This window comes from Arthrobacter sp. PM3, from assembly GCF_003352915.1.
Lineage (GTDB): Bacteria > Actinomycetota > Actinomycetes > Actinomycetales > Micrococcaceae > Arthrobacter.
The window spans coordinates 3797263-3812939 of record NZ_CP022314.1; the positions used below are offsets into that span (position 1 = coordinate 3797263).

A 15677-nucleotide genomic window follows, 5' to 3' on the forward strand; every position below is an offset into this window, starting at 1 on the left:
CAAGAGGCAGAATTTCAAGAAGCGGCTCCAGGAGCCACCGCAGGATCGAATAAAGGAACCACCACGTGAAGGCACTCTCGCAGAAGCGACGTCACCCACTGGCAGCAATTGCACTGCTGCTGATGGGCCTCTTGGTCACGGGTGGGCTGTACGCCGTTGCCACCACCGTCAACCAGGCCAAGGCCAGCACCGAGAGCTATAGCGCAAGCGACGTAGAAGAAGGCGGCAAGCTGTTCGCCGCCAACTGCGCCACCTGCCACGGCATGGGTGCCAGCGGCTCGCAGGCCGGACCCTCGCTGGTCGGCGTCGGCGCCGCCGCTGTTGACTTCCAGGTCGGCACCGGCCGCATGCCCATGCAGATGAACGGCCCGCAGGCCCAGAAGAAGCCCACCCAGTTCAACGAGGAACAGACCAAGCAGCTGGCTGCTTACGTAGCCTCGCTCGGCCCCGGCCCGGCCGTTCCCGAAGCCGGCCTGCTGGACGAGAAGGGTGACGCCGCCAAGGGTGGCGAGCTCTTCCGCACCAACTGTGCCATGTGCCACAACGCTGCCGCAGCCGGCGGTGCACTTACCCGGGGCAAGTTCGCCCCGGCCCTCGCAGATGTTTCCGGCCAGCACATCTACGAAGCCATGGTCACCGGCCCCCAGAACATGCCGGTCTTCAATGACGCGAACATTTCCCCCGAGGGCAAGCGCGACATCATCACCTTCCTGAAGCAGATCGAGTCCAACGGTTCACCCGGCGGCGCCGATCTTGGAGCTTTGGGACCGGTCTCCGAAGGTCTGTTTGTTTGGATTGCCGGCCTGGGCGTCATCATCGCCTTCACCATCTGGCTCACATCCCGCACTTCCTAAGCGGACCTTGCACCTGTAAGAACTTTCTGTTGACCCGTCAGCAGTTTGAATTGAAACCTAACTCGGCAATTGCCGAGACGAGAGAAGGATGAGGCGAATTATGGGCAACCATAGTGACGGCAGTCCGAACCACTCGGGCACCGTAGCTACGGCTGGTCAGAATGGGGTGGAGAAGTTCCAGGATCCTGGAATTCCCCCGCATCGTTTGCGCCTGGCTGACACGGACCCGAGGGCCGCAAAGAAAGCAGAACGGCAGGTAGCCATTCTGTTCGGCATCTCGGTCGTTGGCACCCTGATATTCCTGGTGGCGTACTTCGCGATCGATCTGGGACAAGACTCCGCGATCGCGACGATCCGCAATCAGAATATTCTGCTGGGCCTCGGCACCGCGTTCGCGATGCTGGGTATCGGCACCGGCATCGTCCACTGGGCCAAGGCCCTCATGCCGGACCACGAAGTCTCGGAGGAGCGTCACGCGATCCGCACCGAGGAAGACCGCCAGGCTGCCGTCCGCATCGTCGACGACATCGTGGAGGAAACCGGCATCAAGCGCCGGCCGCTGATCCGCAACACCCTACTCGGCGCCGTCGCCCTCGCGCCGCTGCCGGCCTTGGCCATCTTTGGTGACCTCGGCCCGCGGCCGGACGACAAATTGGGACAAACCTTGTGGGAGCCGGGCATGCGGCTTGCCCGCGACCCTGAGGGCACGCCTATCAAGGCCTCTGACGTCACCATTGGTTCGGCGTTCCACGTCATCCCGGAAAAGCTTAACGGACTCACCGAGGGCAAGCTGAACGAGAAGGCCAAGTCCGTCGTGCTGCTCATGCGCCTCAACCCGGACGAGCTTCACCCCTCTCCGGGCCGTGAGAGCTGGGCGTACAACGGTATCGTCGCGTACTCCAAGATCTGCACCCACGTTGGCTGCCCTGTCGCTCTTTACGAGCAGCAGACGCACCACTTGCTGTGCCCGTGCCACCAGTCCACCTTCGACCTCACCCAGCAGTGCAAGGTGATCTTCGGACCGGCCAGCCGCCCCCTCCCTCAGCTGCCTATCTCTGTGGACTCCGAGGGCTACCTGGTCGCCACGAGCGACTTCCTTGAACCTGTTGGACCGAGCTACTGGGAGCGTGAGCAGTTTGTCCACAACATCTGATGCCCCCGTCTTTGTCGCCAAGACCAAGGGCGGCCGCTTCACGGATTTCGTCGACCAGCGTGTCGGCGGTTCCGGAATCCTTCGCGAATTCGGCCGGAAGGTCTTCCCGGACCACTGGTCCTTCATGTTCGGTGAAGTCGCCCTCTACTCGTTCGTCATCCTCCTGCTCTCGGGCACGTTCCTGACGTTCTTCTTCGATCCGTCCATGGCGGAGACGCACTACGCCGGCTCCTACACGCCGCTGAAGAACGTCGAAATGTCGGTGGCGTACAACTCGTCGCTGAACATCTCCTTCGATGTCCGCGGCGGCCTGTTCATGCGCCAGGTCCACCACTGGGCCGCCCTGCTGTTTGTGGCCTCTGTGGCCGTGCACATGCTCCGTGTGTTCTTCACCGGCGCATTCCGCAAGCCGCGTGAACTGAACTGGGTAGTCGGCGGCGTCCTGCTCATCCTGTCCATGGCTGCAGGCTTCACCGGCTACTCGCTGCCCGATGACCTGCTCTCCGGCAACGGCCTTCGCATCATCGACGGCGTCATCAAGTCCATCCCGGTCGTCGGCACCTACATCTCGTTCTTCCTCTTCGGCGGCGAGTTCCCGGGCACCATGATCATCAGCCGCCTGTACACGCTGCACATCCTCCTGGTACCCGCGCTCATCCTGCTGATGATCGTCATGCACCTGTTCATGGTGGTCGTGCACAAGCACACGCAGTACCCCGGCCCCGGCCGCAACGACGGCAACGTCGTCGGCTACCCCCTGGGCCCGGTTTACGCGGCAAAGGCCGGCGGCTTCTTCTTCATCGTGTTCGGTGTCGTTGCCCTCATGGCAGCGTTCTTCACCATCAACCCGATCTGGAACTACGGACCCTACGACCCCTCCCCGGTTTCGGCAGGCACGCAGCCTGACTGGTATATCGGCTTCGTTGACGGCGCGCTGCGCCTCATGCCGGGCACCATCGGCGACTGGAAGGTCGAACAGATTTGGTTCGGCTACGTCTTCTCCTTCAACGTCCTGCTGCCGGCGCTCGTCCCGGCCGGGATCCTCTTCACGGTCATGTTCACCTACCCGTGGATTGAACGCTGGATCACCAAGGACAACCGCGAGCACCACGTCCTGGACCGCCCCCGCAACGCCCCGACCCGCACGGCAATCGGTGTGGCCGGCTTCATCTGGTACTGCGTCATGTGGGCCGCGGCCGGCTCCGACCTCATCGCCACCCACTTCCACGTGGCACTGAACGATGTGACCTACTGGCTCCGAGCACTGTTCTTCATCGGCCCGGTCATCGGCTTCATCGTGACCAAGCGCGTGGCTCTGGCGCTGCAGCGCAAGGACCGTGAGATCGCCCTGCATGGCCGCGAAACCGGTCGCATCGTGCGCCTGCCGCACGGTGAGTTCATCGAGGTTCACGCCCCGCTGGACGAGTACAAGCGTTACAAGCTGGTCGGCTTCGAGTCGCCGGCACCGCTGCCCGCGGAGCCGAACGAGCACGGTGTTGTGGACCGCAAGGAAAACCGCCGCGCCAAGCTCTCCCGCTGGTTCTTCGAGGACCGGGTCGCGCCGGTCACTCCGGCCGAGCTGGAGGCCGCACACGCCCACCACGGCGCCCACGAGGCCGTCGAGGCTGCGGATGCGCAGAAGACGCTCAGCCACTAGCCAACGGCAGTAGCCGCAAGGAAGGCCCGGTCCCCCAGAGGGACCGGGCCTTCCAGCGTTTTCAGCACGCCTGCAATTGATCAACGCGGAGTCAGTTCTCGCCCATTCCGGGGGCTTGCATGGGCGCGAACTGACTCCGCGTTGGTGGTTAAGGGCGGTACCCGGAGGCGTAGTTGCGGGTCGGGCGGACGCCGGGGCGCTGCAGGGGAACCCAGAGCTTGTAGCGGTCGGCCCGGTAGTAGGACACGGAATAGTCCACCATGGCCCTGGCCACAAACGCATGACGTTGGATCTTTAGCAGCGGGGTGCCGACTTCCACGTTCAGGAGCCGGGCCGTGGACGGCGACGCGGCGGTCGCCTCAATCATGTCCTCGCCCCACTCCATGACCAGCCCGTAGCGTTCGCTGAGCACGTTATAGAGGGACGTCGGCGGTTCGTCGTCGAGCAGGCCGGGCACCCGGTGCGCCGGGATGAAGTTCTCATCCACGCTCATCGGCTCACTGTCGGCCAGCAGGAGGCGCCGGAACCGGACCAGGGGCGTTCCCTCCTCGAGCTGCAGTTCACGGGCCAGGAAGGCGCTGGCGCCGATCTGTTCGAAGCTGAGCACCTTGGCGGCCGGAACCATGCCGCGGCGCTGCATCTCCTCGCTGTAGGAGGTCAGTTTCACCTGGAGGTCAAGTTTGGGCTTTCTCACGAACGTCCCAAGCCCGACGACCCGTTCAATAACTTCTTCGCCCACCAGGGCATCGATCGCCTGGCGCACGGTCATCCGGGCCAGTCCGAACCGCACCGCGAGGTCACGTTCCGACGGCAGGGCAGACCCCGGCGGACAGGCTGCCGCTATGTGCGTCCGCAGGATTTCACGCAGCTGGATATAGATCGGAATGCCGCTCTGCCGGTCGATCTCGCCGGCCATCGCCGACGCGTTAGCGGATGCCACGGTGCATCCTCAAAACGGGAGACAGCGGGGTAAAAACAGTCATACATCAAGGGTAATCCAGCGACCGGTCAGGTCTAGACCACCCGGCCGTCGCAGTTCGTGCCGGCCCTCCCCCGCGGCTACCCTTAAAGGGATGGGCCGGAGCCGCGCCTCCCGCCCGCTACATCATCAGCAGCAGAGAACACGCACCAGCACAAGGGAGTCCCGTTGCCAGTTCGCAAGGCAATCGTCACGGCCGAAATCGGCCTCCACGCCAGACCGGCCGCAGTTTTTGTCCGGGCAGTCACGGCCACCGGACTCCCGGTGACTATCAGCAAGGACGGCCGGCCAGGGGTGGACGCCCGCTCCCTGCTGGAGGTCATGACCGAAGACTTCGGCTGCGGCTGTGAGGTGGAGCTGGCTGTCGCGGCGGATTCCCTCCCGGCTTTCTGCAGCCTCGCCGAAGCCGAAACCGCGCTCGAGGAGCTGCGGATCCTGTTGGAATCCGCTGCGGCTGTCTAGCCACAGACTTAAACACAACGACGGCGGGCCCCACCAAAAGGTGGGGCCCGCCGTCGTACTTTATGAACCGTTAGCCGGTCCGGGTGCTAGTGCGCGTGGTCGCCGCGGCTGTACTCGTACACCCAGCCGACCAGGGCCACAACCGCCATACCGCCGGCGATGAACACGATCCACCAGCCCACGGCCAGGCCGAGGAACCCTGCGGCGCAGGAGAGGCCGAGGACCAGCGGCCACCAGCTCCAGGGGCTGAAGTGCCCCTGCTCGCCGGCGCCTTCGTGGATTTCAGCGTCGTTGCGGTCCTCGGGACGCATCCCGACGCGCTTGCCGGTGAAGCCGAGGTACGCACCGATCATGCCGGCGAGGCCGCCGACCAGCAGGATGGCCAGCGTGCCCACCCATTCGGTCCAGTTCGTCAGGTAGCCGTAGATGAACGCGACCGGTACGAAGAAGAAGACGCCGAGGCCAAAGATCCTTGATTCGATTTTCACTTGCCAGTGTCCTTCTGGTCGGCGTTACCGAGCACGGATGCTGCCGGGGCAGGTGAGTCCACGGTGTAGTTCTGCGAGAGCTCCGGGTGGTGCAGGTCCAGGGCCGGACGCTCGGAGCGGATGCGGGGCAGGGAGGTGAAGTTGTGGCGCGGCGGCGGGCACGAGGTGGCCCACTCCAGCGAGGCACCGAAGCCCCACGGGTCGTCAACTTCCACCTTCTCGTTGCTGCGCCAGGTGATGTAGACGTTCCAGAAGAACGGGATCAGCGAGGCGCCCAGGACGAACGAGGCGATGGTGGAGAACTGGTTCATCCACGTGAAGTTGTCCTGCGGCATGTAGTCGGCGTAGCGGCGCGGCATGCCCTCGACACCCAGCCAGTGCTGGATCAGGAACGTGCCGTGGAAGCCCAGGAACAGCAGCCAGAAGTGGATCTTGCCGAGGCGCTCGTTGAGCATCTTGCCGGTCCACTTGGGCCACCAGAAGTAGAAGCCCGCGAACATGGCGAACACGACCGTGCCGAAGACCACGTAGTGGAAGTGCGCCACCACGAAGTAGGAGTCCGAGACGTGGAAGTCCAGCGGCGGCGAGGCAAGGATAATGCCGGTCAGGCCACCGAAGAGGAACGTCGCCAGGAAGCCGATGCTCCACAGCATGGGCGTCTCGAACGTGATGGAGCCGCGCCACATGGTGCCGATCCAGTTGAAGAACTTCACACCGGTCGGGACGGCGATGAGCATGGTCATGAAGGAGAAGAACGGCAGCAGTACCGATCCGGTCACGTACATGTGGTGGGCCCACACGGTCACGGAAAGGGCGGCGATGGAGATGGTCGCGTAAACCAGGCCCTTGTAGCCGAAGATCGGCTTACGGCTGAAGACGGGGAAGATCTCCGAGACGATCCCGAAGAACGGCAGCGCAATGATGTACACCTCGGGGTGGCCGAAGAACCAGAACAGGTGCTGCCAGAGGACGGCACCGCCGTTCTCCGGGTCAAAGATGTGGGCGCCGAAGCGGCGGTCGGCACCGAGTGCGAACAGGGCGGCGGCCAGCGGCGGGAAGGCCATCAGGACCAGGATGGAGGTCACGAGGGCGTTCCAGGTGAAGATCGGCATGCGCCACATGGTCATGCCCGGGGCGCGCATGCAGATGATCGTCGTGATGAAGTTGACGGCGCCGAGGATGGTGCCGAAGCCGGAGAGCGCCAGGCCGAAGACCCAGAGGTCACCGCCGACGCCGGGGCTGAACGTCGTGTTGGACAGCGGCGCGTAGGCGAACCAACCGAAGGACGCGGCACCCTGCGGGGTGATGAATCCGGACACGGCGATCGTGGAGCCGAAGAGGAAGAACCAGAAGGCCAGTGCGTTCAGTCGCGGGAACGCGACGTCGGGTGCACCGATCTGCAGGGGCATGATGACGTTGGTGAAGCCGGCGAACAGCGGCGTCGCGAACATCAGCAGCATCACGGTGCCGTGCATCGTGAAGAGCTGGTTGTACTGCTCCTTGGTCTGCAGGATCTGCATGCCGGGCTCGAACAGTTCGGCGCGGATCAGCAGCGCCATGATGCCGCCGAAGCAGAAGAAGATGAACGACGCGATCAGGTACATGTACCCGATCGTTTTGTGGTCGGTCGAGGTGATCCAGTTGACGACGATGCGCCCCTTGGATTTGGGTACTACGGGAGCCTCGAGGACCCCGGCGGATTGAGTGTAAGTTGCCACGTCGCTCCCCTTACTTGGATTCGGTCGGGGCCGGGTTGCGGTCGTACTCTTCACCGAGCAGGCCGGTGTTCCCGGACTGGCGCAGCTGGTTCATGTGCGCCTGGAACTCCGACTCGGAGACAACCTTGACGCGGAACAGCATTTCGGAGTGGTACTCGCCACAAAGTTCGGCACACTTGCCGTCGTAGGTTCCCTCCTTGGTGGGGGTCAACCTGATGTAGTTGGTCTTGCCGGGGATCATGTCCCGCTTCTGCAGGAAGGCGGGCACCCAGAAGGAGTGGATGACGTCACGGGCGTTGAGCTCGAGGTCAACCGACTTGTTGACCGGCAGGTAGAGGGTGGGCAGCTTTTCCTTGTCCACATCGTTGCCGGTCAGGTGGGCCTGGACGCCAGCTTCGTGGACGTCCTCGGTGACGACGTCACCCTTCTTGTAGTTGAAGTCCCATGCCCACTGCTTGCCACGGACGTCGACGACGACGTCGGCCGGCTTGGAGCGGTCATCAATCTGCTGCTGGTCACGGTCGGTGAAGTAGAAGAACACCAGGACCATGAACAGCGGGATCGTCAGGTAAAACACTTCCAGCGGAAGGTTGAAGCTGTTCTGGCGGGGGAAGCCCACCGTGCCCTTGCGGCGGCGGTAAGCGACGATGCACCAGATCATCAGGCCCCAGGTGATGATACCGACGACCAGCGCGGCAATCCATGAGTTGACCCAGAGGTCCATGATGGTGTCAGTGTTGCTGGTGGTGCCACGCTCGGTGGGCAGCCAGCCCTTCTGTACCTCTGGTGAACATCCAGTCAAAGCCAACGCGCCGGCTAGTGCCAAGCCAGTGATCGTAGTGATCTGTTTGCGTCGGCTGCCGGTTCGGTTCTGCGAACTCACAGACGGCCCTTCCTACTTGTTGCTGTTGCCCCGCGAATGACGGGCAGGGCAAACGAAAAGTTTTACTACTCGGTGTAGAGCTTACCGCTCCCCGGGAGTTTTCGCCCACATGTCCGCGCCGTGCGTCGGGACCTTTTTACAGGTCCCGATCGTTGAGGCTCCGGCGCCACTAAGGCCGGGCAATGTGCCCGGCCTTAGTGTAAGGAATCAGTGGAAGGAATCTCCGCAAGCGCACGAGCCGCCGGCGTTCGGATTGTCGATCGTGAAGCCCTGCTTCGAGATGGTGTCCTCGAAGTCGATGCTGGCACCGCTGAGGTACGGGACACTCATCTTGTCGACGACGACTTCCACGCCGTCGTAGTCGCGCACGGCATCTCCGTCCAGCAGTCGCTCGTCGAAGTAGAGCTGGTAGATCAGGCCAGAGCAACCGCCCGGCTGCACGGCAACGCGAAGGCGCAGATCGGTGCGGCCTTCCTGCTCGAGGAGGCTGCGGACCTTGCCGGCCGCGACATCGGTCAGCAGGACCTCGTGCGTGGGCAGTTCACCGGTCTCTGCGGCAGTGGTCTCGGCGCTGTTCTCATTGGTTGTAGTGCTCATGGCCTACCTTCTTGCAACGGTGGTGGCGGCCCGCTCGCACGGTGCCCGCCCCTACTTAAACGGTATGGGCTATAGCTACATGCTACGTCGCGCAGCCCTGTAGCTCTAACTCCTGACGTAACCGTCCATGGCGGCTGGATGTTCCCCGGGAACGGAGCGGCTACAGGGCCCCGTCTTCGTTCAGGCGCGCCAACAGCAGCGCCTCCGCGACGATGGCATTCCGGAAGTCGCCCAGGTGCAGGGATTCGTTGGCGCTGTGGGCCCGGGAATCGGGATCCTCCACCCCGGTTACAAGGATCTGAACATCCGGGTAAAGCTCGGTCAGGTCCGCGATGAACGGGATGGACCCGCCGATTCCCATTTCCACGGCCGGCACGCCCCAGGCCTCACCGAGAGCCCACATGGCCGCGGTCGCGGCCCTGGAACCCGTGTCCGTCAGGAAGGAGTTGCCGCTCTCCCCCGGTGTGAACACCACCTGCGCGCCGAAGGGCGCGTTGTCTTCTACATGCCTGCGTACGGCGTCCATCGCTGCGGCCGGGTCCTGTCCGGGGGCCAGGCGGAGGCTGAACTTGGCCCGGGCCCGCGGCAGCAGGGTGTTGGACGCCACATCCACGGCCGGGGCGTCAAAACCGATGATGGACAGCGCCGGTTTGGTCCACATGCGCGAGGCAATGCTGCCGGTCCCGGCGAGCTTCACGCCGTCGAGCACGGACGCATCGGCACGGTATTCCTCCTCGGTGAGGTCCACGGTGGCGTCGTCGCGGCTGACCAGGCCCGGCACGGCGACACTGCCGTCGGCGTCGTGGAGGGTCGCAATCAGGCGGGCCAGCAGCGTCGGCGCGTCCAGCACGGGACCGCCGAACATGCCGGAGTGCACCGCGTGGTCCAGGACCCTGACCTCGATGGTGCCGTCCACCAGGCCGCGCAGGCTGGTGGTCAGGGCGGGGATGCCGACCTTCCAGTTGCTGGAGTCGGCCACGACGATCACGTCGGCGCGCAGCAGTTCGCGGTGCGTCTCCAGGAACCGCCGGAACGTCGGCGAGCCGGCTTCTTCCTCGCCCTCGAAGAAGAACGTCACGCCCAGGCCGAGCTCGTCACCAAGCACGCGGGTCACTGCGGAGTAGGCGGCGATGTGCGCCAGGATGCCGGCTTTGTCATCCGCGGCGCCGCGGCCAAAGAGCCGGCCGTCGCGTTCGACGGCGGTAAAGGGGTCCGTGTCCCAGAGCGCCAGGTCGCCGGTGGGCTGGACGTCGTGGTGTGCGTAGAGCAGGACAGTGGGCTTGCCCGGAGCTGCGGGGCGGCGGGCGACGACGGCGGGGCCGCCGGGCGTGCCGTCTTCCTTGTCGCAGCGCAGGATCCGGACGTCGTCGAAGCCGCTGGCACGGACCAGGCCGGCGACGGCGTCGGCGCTCCGGTTCAGCGGCTCCGGGTCAAAGCTGGGCCAGGCGATGCCGGGAATGGCTACCAGGTCCGTCAGTTGGCTGATCGTCATGTCAAACGATTCGGTAACGGCGTGGCGGAGGGCGTCGGCGTCGATGGTGCCGGGCTGGTCCGTGGCGATCTGCGGGTTCCCCGCGGTTGATGAAGTCATGGCCCACACACTACCTGTGTGCGCAATCACCACAAACAGCGACGGCGCCGGTCCGGCGGCGTGTGGGCTGGGTCTCGCGACCGTGTCTGCGGGGTATTCTTTAGGGGTGTTTGGACGTAAAAAAGAAGCGCCAGCGGCGCAAGACGTAGTTGATCAGCAGGCGGCCGAGGCGGCAGCCCGTGGCGCCGTGGCCGGAAAGGGCGCTCCGACGCCCAAGCGCAGCGTCCAGGAGGCGGCCCGCAAACGCCCGCTCGTCCCGGAAGACCGCAAGGCTTCCAAGGCTGCAGAGCGCGCCGCCGTCACCGAGCAGCGGCTCAAGATGCGGCAGGCCATGGACAGCGGCGACGAGAAGTTCCTTCCGGTCCGCGACAAGGGCCCGCAGAAGAGGTTTGCCCGCGACTACGTCGATGCCCGCTTCAGCCTGGGCGAGTACCTGATGTTCGGTGCGCTGGTCTTCGTGATCGTCTCGCTGCTGGTGCCGGCGTCGAGCCAGCAGATGATCTACGTGCTGGGTGCCTTCTGGGTCATGTTCCTGGCCGTCTTCGTGGACGTCTTCATACTGTCCCGGAAACTGAAGAAGCGGCTCGGCGAGAAGTTCGGTGAGGTGGAGCGCGGCACTGTCTGGTACGGCTCGATGCGCTCCCTGCAGTTCCGCCGCCTGCGCCTGCCCAAGCCGCAGGTCGGCCGCGGAGAGTTCCCCTCCTGATCATCCGTCCCGGGACCCCGTCCCCTGGTTTCTTGACCGCGAAGCCCCCGGCAGTCTGACCGCCGGGGGCTTCGCGGTTAAGGCGCTCTAGCGGCGGCTCGGGTGTTTGGCCAGCAGCTTGTTGATGCGGGCGGCCCAGAACGGTCCTTCGTAGAGGAACGCCGTGTACCCCTGGACAAGGGTGGCGCCGGCGTCCAGGCGCGCCTGGACATCCTGGGCGGTTTCGACGCCGCCCACCGAGACGAGGGTCAGTGCGCCGCCCGTGGCGGCCTTGAGCCGGGCCAGGACTTCCAGGGACCGCTGCTTCAGGGGTGCCCCGGACAGGCCGCCGGCGCCGCAGGCGTCGATCTTCTCCGGGCTGGCGGAGAGCCCGGTGCGTGCGGTGGTGGTGTTGGTGGCGATGATGCCGTCCAGCTTCAGGTCCAGCGCCAGGCGTGCGACGTCGTCGATGTCCTCATCGCTGAGGTCGGGCGCGATCTTGACCAGGAGGGGCACGTGCCGGCCGGCGGCCTTGTCCGCTTCTTCGCCCACGGCGGTTAGCAGCGGGCGCAGGGTTTCGACGTCCTGGAGGAGCCGGAGCCCGGGGGTGTTGGGCGAGCTGACGTTGACCACGAGGTAGTCGGCCGCCGGGGCCAGGCTGCGGGCGCTGATGAGGTAGTCGGAGACCGCGTCGTCCAGCCCGACGACCTTGCTCTTGCCGATGTTGACCCCGATCACGGGGCGCACGCCGGGATAGTGCCGCTGCAGGGCGGCCCGGGCGGACTTCAGGCGCGGGGCAACCGCGGCGGCGCCGTCGTTGTTGAATCCCATCCGGTTGATGACGGCACGGTCTTCCACGAGGCGGAAGAGCCGGGGTGCCGGGTTGCCGGGCTGGGCCTGGCCGGTGATCGTACCGACTTCCACATGGCCGAAGCCGAGTTCGGTCAGCGCTTCGATGCCGTGCCCTTCCTTGTCGAACCCGGCCGCGAGCCCGAAAGGTGAGGGGAACGTCAGGCCGAAGGCCTGGGTCTGCAGTGATGCCGCCGGGGCGGTGAACTTCTGCAGCACCCGCCCGGCGCCGCAGCTGTGGGCCAGCCGGATGGCCTTGAACCCGATCTTATGGGCGCGTTCGGCGTCCATCCATGAGAAGGCCAGCCGGAAAAAGGTGGGGTATACGCGCATGCCTCTAGTTTTCCGGTTCGGGCCCCCAGGACCAAACCAGCACGCTTGCGCACCGCTGTTATGACTGCGGTGGCGAACGCCGGTTTGACTGCCGTTGCGGCTGGCGTCGGGGACGCCCGGCCGCGTGCCGCTAACGCGGCGTCGCAACTCCGCCGGGGCGGGTTAGCATGATCCCATGACCAGCAATGACGGTGTCGGGACGGGCGGCGGCCGGGCGGAGGGTGACGGTATCCGGGCCGACGTCGTGGTGGTCGGCGCGGGCCTTGCCGGGCTCGTGGCCGCGGCGCAGGCCTATGCGGCGGGCCGGCGGGTGGCGGTGCTGGACCAGGAACCGGAGGCCTCCGTCGGCGGCCAGGCCCACTGGTCCTTCGGCGGACTCTTCCTGGTCAACTCCCCCGAACAGCGCCGGCTCGGGGTGCGCGACAGCGAGGAGCTGGCCCTCGCCGACTGGCACGCGTCCGCCGGCTTTGACCGGGACGAGGACGCGCTGGCCAAGCAGTGGGCGGCGGCGTACGTGAACTTCGCCGCCGGGGAGAAGCGGGCCTGGCTCGCCTCCCTGGGTGTGCGCCTGTTTCCCCTGGTGCAGTGGGCCGAGCGGGGCGGTTACGGACCCGACGGCCACGGCAACACTGTCCCGCGCTTCCACGTCGCGTGGGGCACCGGACCGGCCCTCGTGGCGCCGTTTCTTGCCAAGCTGCGCGAGGGCGAAGCCGCCGGGCGGGTGAGCTTCCACTTCCGCCACCGCGCCACCGGGCTTGTCGCCACAGCGGGACGGGTGAGCGGCGTCCGCGGCGACCTGCTTGAGTTCAGCACGGCGGCCCGGGGCGAGGCCTCGTCCAGGCGCCGGGCCGGCAGTTTCGAGGCCACGGCCGGTGCCGTGGTGGTGACGACCGGCGGGATCGGCGGCAACCACGATTCGGTCCGCAGCCAGTGGCCGGGCGGCACCGCCCCGGCGCGGATGCTGAGCGGCGTCCCCGCGTCCGTGGACGGTGATTTCCTACCGGCCGTGGGCCGGGCCGGGGGAAACCTCATCAACGGCGACAGGATGTGGCACTATCCGGAAGGCATCCACAACCACACCCCGGTCTGGCCGCGGCACGGCATCCGGATCCTGCCCGGCCCGTCCGCCCTGTGGCTGGATGCGACCGGGCGGATGCTTCCCCCTCCCCTGTTTCCCGGCTTCGATTCCCTCGGCGCGCTCCGCCACATCCTCTCCACGGGACATGCCCATTCGTGGTTTGTCCTCAACCGGACCATCGCCTTGAAGGAGTTCGCCCTGTCCGGATCAGAGCAGAATCCCGACCTCACCGGCCGGGATGTCCGTCTGCTCGCCTCGAGGCTCCGGCCCGGCAGCGACACCCCGCTGCAACGGTTCCTGGACCGCGGCGAGGACTTCCTGCAGGCAGGGACCCCCGCCGGACTCGCCGCGAAGATGAACGACCTGACCGGCGGGGAGCTCATTGACGCCGCCGCCCTGGACCGGCTGGTCCGGGCCAGGGACCGGCAGTTTTCCAGCGGACTGGGCAAGGACCCGCAGCTGGCCGCGATCCGGGCCGCCCGCCGTTTCGCGACGGACAAGATCATGCGGGTGGCGCCCCCGCACCGGCTGCTGGATCCGCGCCACGGGCCGCTGTTTGCCGTCCGGCTCTCCATCCTGACGCGCAAGAGCCTCGGCGGCCTCCACACGGATCTGCAGTCACGGGTCCTGGACGCCGCCGGGCACCCCCTCCCCGGACTGTTTGCCGCAGGCGAAGCGGCCGGGTTCGGTGGCGGCGGAATTCACGGGTACCGTGCGCTGGAGGGAACGTTCCTGGGCGGATGCCTGTTCTCGGGACGGTCGGCGGGCCGGGCCGCCGCGCAGGCCGCCTAGCCGGCACACAGTCAGCAGCAGGAGGACAGCCGATGCAGTGGCAGACCGACATTTTGGGGAACGACTTCCAGGCGTGCACTTTCGAGGCGGCGGGCCCCGACGGCGTGCTGCGCACCGCCACCCTGGTCCGCCATACGCCCCCGGGGCCGGCGGAGGCCGCCGCACTTCCGGACCGGGCCGTACTGTTCCTGCACGGCTGGAGCGACTACTTCTTCAACGAGGAGCTCGCGGAGTTCTGGACCGGCAAGGGATTTGAGTTCTTCGCACTGGACATGCACAACCACGGCCGCAGCCTGCGGCCGGGAACGCACGGCGGCTACGTCACGGACCTGGACAACTACGACGCCGAGATCACCGCGGCGATCGGCATCATCGGTTCGCTGCGGCCCGGGGGCGAGGGGCCGCCGCTGACGCTGATGGGCCACTCCACCGGCGGTCTGATCGCGGCGCTGTGGGCCGACAGGCACCCGGGCATGGCCTCCCAGCTGGTCCTGGACAGCCCGTGGCTGGAGGTCCACGGCAGCCCGGCCCTGCGCCGCGCCGCGCGGACCATGGTGGAGCCGTTCGCCCGCTTCTGGCCCGAGTCGGTGATCCGGCTGCCCGAGCGCGCCTTCTACTGGCGCAGCATCAGCGACGCCGCGGAGGGTGAGTGGTCACTGGATGACGCGTACCGGCCGCCGCACGCCTTTCCGGTCCGGGCCGGCTGGCTGAGCGCGGTGCTCAGCGGCCAGGCCCGGGTGGCGCGCGGCCTGAACATCGACGTCCCCGTCCTGGTCCTCATCTCCGGGGCCAGTGCCAACGGGATGTTCTGGAAGGAGTCGATGCGCCGCACCGACGCGGTCCTGGACGTGAACACGATTGCCCTGCGCGCCCTGAGCCTGGGCCGCACCGTCACTCTTGAGCGGATCGACGGTGCGCTTCACGACGTTTTCCTCTCCGCCCCCAAGGTCCGTGCCGACGCCTACGCCCGGCTCTCCCGGTGGATGAAGGCGTACGTCTTCGATTGATGGGAAGCACGACGGCGGCCATGCCCCCTCCCGGAAGGTGCCGGCGGGGACGCCGGTGCGCGGGACATGCACTCCGGTGGTCCGCACCACTGGACATGTCCCTTCTTGGCGCGGTGAACTGCTCCCTCGTGAGGGACATGCCCTTCCCCGGTCCGGCCCACTGGACATGTCCCTTCTTGCCGCGAGCCGGCCCGGGACATGCCCTCCGGTCGATCTGAAGTGGTCCCCGGAAGTTGGACTGGGATTTTCATCCATTTCCGACTTCAGGGGAGCAGTTTTATGTTTGGTCGTAGTCCGTTGTCTGAAGATCAGCGCGAGGCCGCTGTAGCGTGGTTTGAGAAGGGCATCGCGGATGCGGCGACTGCGCGGGTGATGGGTGTGGCTCGCTCGCCGGTCAAGGGTCTGTATCTGCGGTGGAGGATCCATGGTCGAGGAGTGCTGGTGGCCAAGCAGACGAAACAGGTGTACTCGTTCGAGCTGAAGCTGGCCTTGGTTGAGCGGTTCATCGCGGGTGAGACCGCGCAGGCTCTCGCGGCGGAGGCCGGGTTGTC

14 protein-coding genes are annotated in these 15677 nt (G+C 66.2%); 7 read left to right on the forward strand and 7 right to left on the reverse strand.

Annotated features, from left to right (window positions below; all coding sequences use genetic code 11):
* Nucleotides 1-65 precede the first annotated feature (65 nt).
* The 3 genes from CFN17_RS17315 (at nt 66) to CFN17_RS17325 (ending at nt 3664) form a co-directional block, all read left to right on the forward strand.
* Nucleotides 66-854, forward strand: coding sequence for a c-type cytochrome (locus CFN17_RS17315; protein ID WP_208748950.1), 789 nt, complete (start codon nt 66-68; stop codon nt 852-854).
* Nucleotides 855-954: 100 nt separating this feature from the next.
* A complete protein-coding gene (locus tag CFN17_RS17320) occupies nt 955-2007 on the forward strand; it encodes a ubiquinol-cytochrome c reductase iron-sulfur subunit (RefSeq protein WP_208748951.1) in 1053 nt (350 codons plus the stop codon).
* A complete protein-coding gene (locus CFN17_RS17325; protein WP_208748952.1) occupies nt 1991-3664 on the forward strand; it encodes a ubiquinol-cytochrome c reductase cytochrome b subunit in 1674 nt (557 codons plus the stop codon). The genes CFN17_RS17320 and CFN17_RS17325 overlap by 17 nt, the downstream gene beginning before the upstream one ends.
* 148 nt (nt 3665-3812) lie before the next feature.
* Here CFN17_RS17325 and CFN17_RS17330 read toward each other — a convergent pair whose 3' ends face one another.
* Complete coding sequence (locus CFN17_RS17330; RefSeq protein ID WP_208751563.1) at nt 3813-4580, reverse strand: GntR family transcriptional regulator; 768 nt, start codon at nt 4578-4580, stop codon at nt 3813-3815.
* Between the two features lie 231 nt (nt 4581-4811).
* Between CFN17_RS17330 and CFN17_RS17335 the strand changes: the two genes are divergently transcribed.
* Nucleotides 4812-5105, forward strand: coding sequence for an HPr family phosphocarrier protein (locus tag CFN17_RS17335; protein WP_208748953.1), 294 nt, complete (start codon nt 4812-4814; stop codon nt 5103-5105).
* 86 nt (nt 5106-5191) lie between these two features.
* On the opposite strand, the gene CFN17_RS17340 is transcribed toward CFN17_RS17335, so the two are convergent.
* The 5 genes from CFN17_RS17340 to CFN17_RS17360 all read right to left on the reverse strand — a co-directional run bounded on the left by CFN17_RS17340 (nt 5192) and on the right by CFN17_RS17360 (nt 10382).
* A complete protein-coding gene (locus CFN17_RS17340; protein ID WP_208748954.1) occupies nt 5192-5593 on the reverse strand; it encodes a cytochrome c oxidase subunit 4 in 402 nt (133 codons plus the stop codon).
* Nucleotides 5590-7311 (reverse strand): cytochrome c oxidase subunit I, encoded by a 1722-nt coding sequence (gene ctaD / locus CFN17_RS17345; protein WP_208748955.1) that lies wholly within the window; start codon nt 7309-7311, stop codon nt 5590-5592. The genes CFN17_RS17340 and ctaD overlap by 4 nt, the downstream gene beginning before the upstream one ends.
* A gap of 10 nt (nt 7312-7321) precedes the next feature.
* Entirely contained in the window at nt 7322-8194 is an 873-nt protein-coding gene (gene coxB / locus CFN17_RS17350) for a cytochrome c oxidase subunit II (RefSeq protein WP_208748956.1), read from the reverse strand.
* 207 nt (nt 8195-8401) lie between these two features.
* Nucleotides 8402-8791, reverse strand: coding sequence for an iron-sulfur cluster assembly accessory protein (locus tag CFN17_RS17355; protein WP_208748957.1), 390 nt, complete (start codon nt 8789-8791; stop codon nt 8402-8404).
* Nucleotides 8792-8951: 160 nt separating this feature from the next.
* The gene (locus tag CFN17_RS17360) at nt 8952-10382 is read right to left on the reverse strand and encodes a dipeptidase (RefSeq protein WP_208748958.1); all 1431 of its coding nucleotides are present in this window, start codon (nt 10380-10382) and stop codon (nt 8952-8954) included.
* Nucleotides 10383-10488: 106 nt separating this feature from the next.
* On the opposite strand from CFN17_RS17360, the gene CFN17_RS17365 reads away from it, so the two are divergent.
* Nucleotides 10489-11088, forward strand: coding sequence for a DUF3043 domain-containing protein (locus CFN17_RS17365; RefSeq protein ID WP_208748959.1), 600 nt, complete (start codon nt 10489-10491; stop codon nt 11086-11088).
* An 87-nt stretch (nt 11089-11175) separates the two neighbouring features.
* On the opposite strand, the gene CFN17_RS17370 is transcribed toward CFN17_RS17365, so the two are convergent.
* Complete coding sequence (locus CFN17_RS17370; protein ID WP_208748960.1) at nt 11176-12249, reverse strand: quinone-dependent dihydroorotate dehydrogenase; 1074 nt, start codon at nt 12247-12249, stop codon at nt 11176-11178.
* A gap of 175 nt (nt 12250-12424) precedes the next feature.
* Between CFN17_RS17370 and CFN17_RS17375 the strand changes: the two genes are divergently transcribed.
* Together CFN17_RS17375 and CFN17_RS17380 are read left to right on the forward strand one after the other, a co-directional pair.
* Complete coding sequence (locus CFN17_RS17375; protein WP_208748961.1) at nt 12425-14119, forward strand: FAD-binding dehydrogenase; 1695 nt, start codon at nt 12425-12427, stop codon at nt 14117-14119.
* A 32-nt stretch (nt 14120-14151) separates the two neighbouring features.
* On the forward strand, nt 14152-15126 hold the full coding sequence (locus tag CFN17_RS17380) for an alpha/beta hydrolase (protein WP_208748962.1): 975 nt from the start codon (nt 14152-14154) through the stop codon (nt 15124-15126).
* Nucleotides 15127-15677 lie beyond the last annotated feature (551 nt).

Coding starts and splice junctions, on each gene's coding strand:
- CFN17_RS17320 (WP_208748951.1), top strand. CDS start 955: ATGGGCAACCATAGTGACGGCAGTCCGAACCACTCGGGCACCGTAGCT.
- CFN17_RS17355 (WP_208748957.1), bottom strand. CDS start 8,791: ATGAGCACTACAACCAATGAGAACAGCGCCGAGACCACTGCCGCAGAG.
- CFN17_RS17380 (WP_208748962.1), top strand. CDS start 14,152: ATGCAGTGGCAGACCGACATTTTGGGGAACGACTTCCAGGCGTGCACT.
- CFN17_RS17330 (WP_208751563.1), bottom strand. CDS start 4,580: ATGGCCGGCGAGATCGACCGGCAGAGCGGCATTCCGATCTATATCCAG.
- CFN17_RS17370 (WP_208748960.1), bottom strand. CDS start 12,249: ATGCGCGTATACCCCACCTTTTTCCGGCTGGCCTTCTCATGGATGGAC.
- CFN17_RS17360 (WP_208748958.1), bottom strand. CDS start 10,382: ATGACTTCATCAACCGCGGGGAACCCGCAGATCGCCACGGACCAGCCC.
- CFN17_RS17375 (WP_208748961.1), top strand. CDS start 12,425: ATGACCAGCAATGACGGTGTCGGGACGGGCGGCGGCCGGGCGGAGGGT.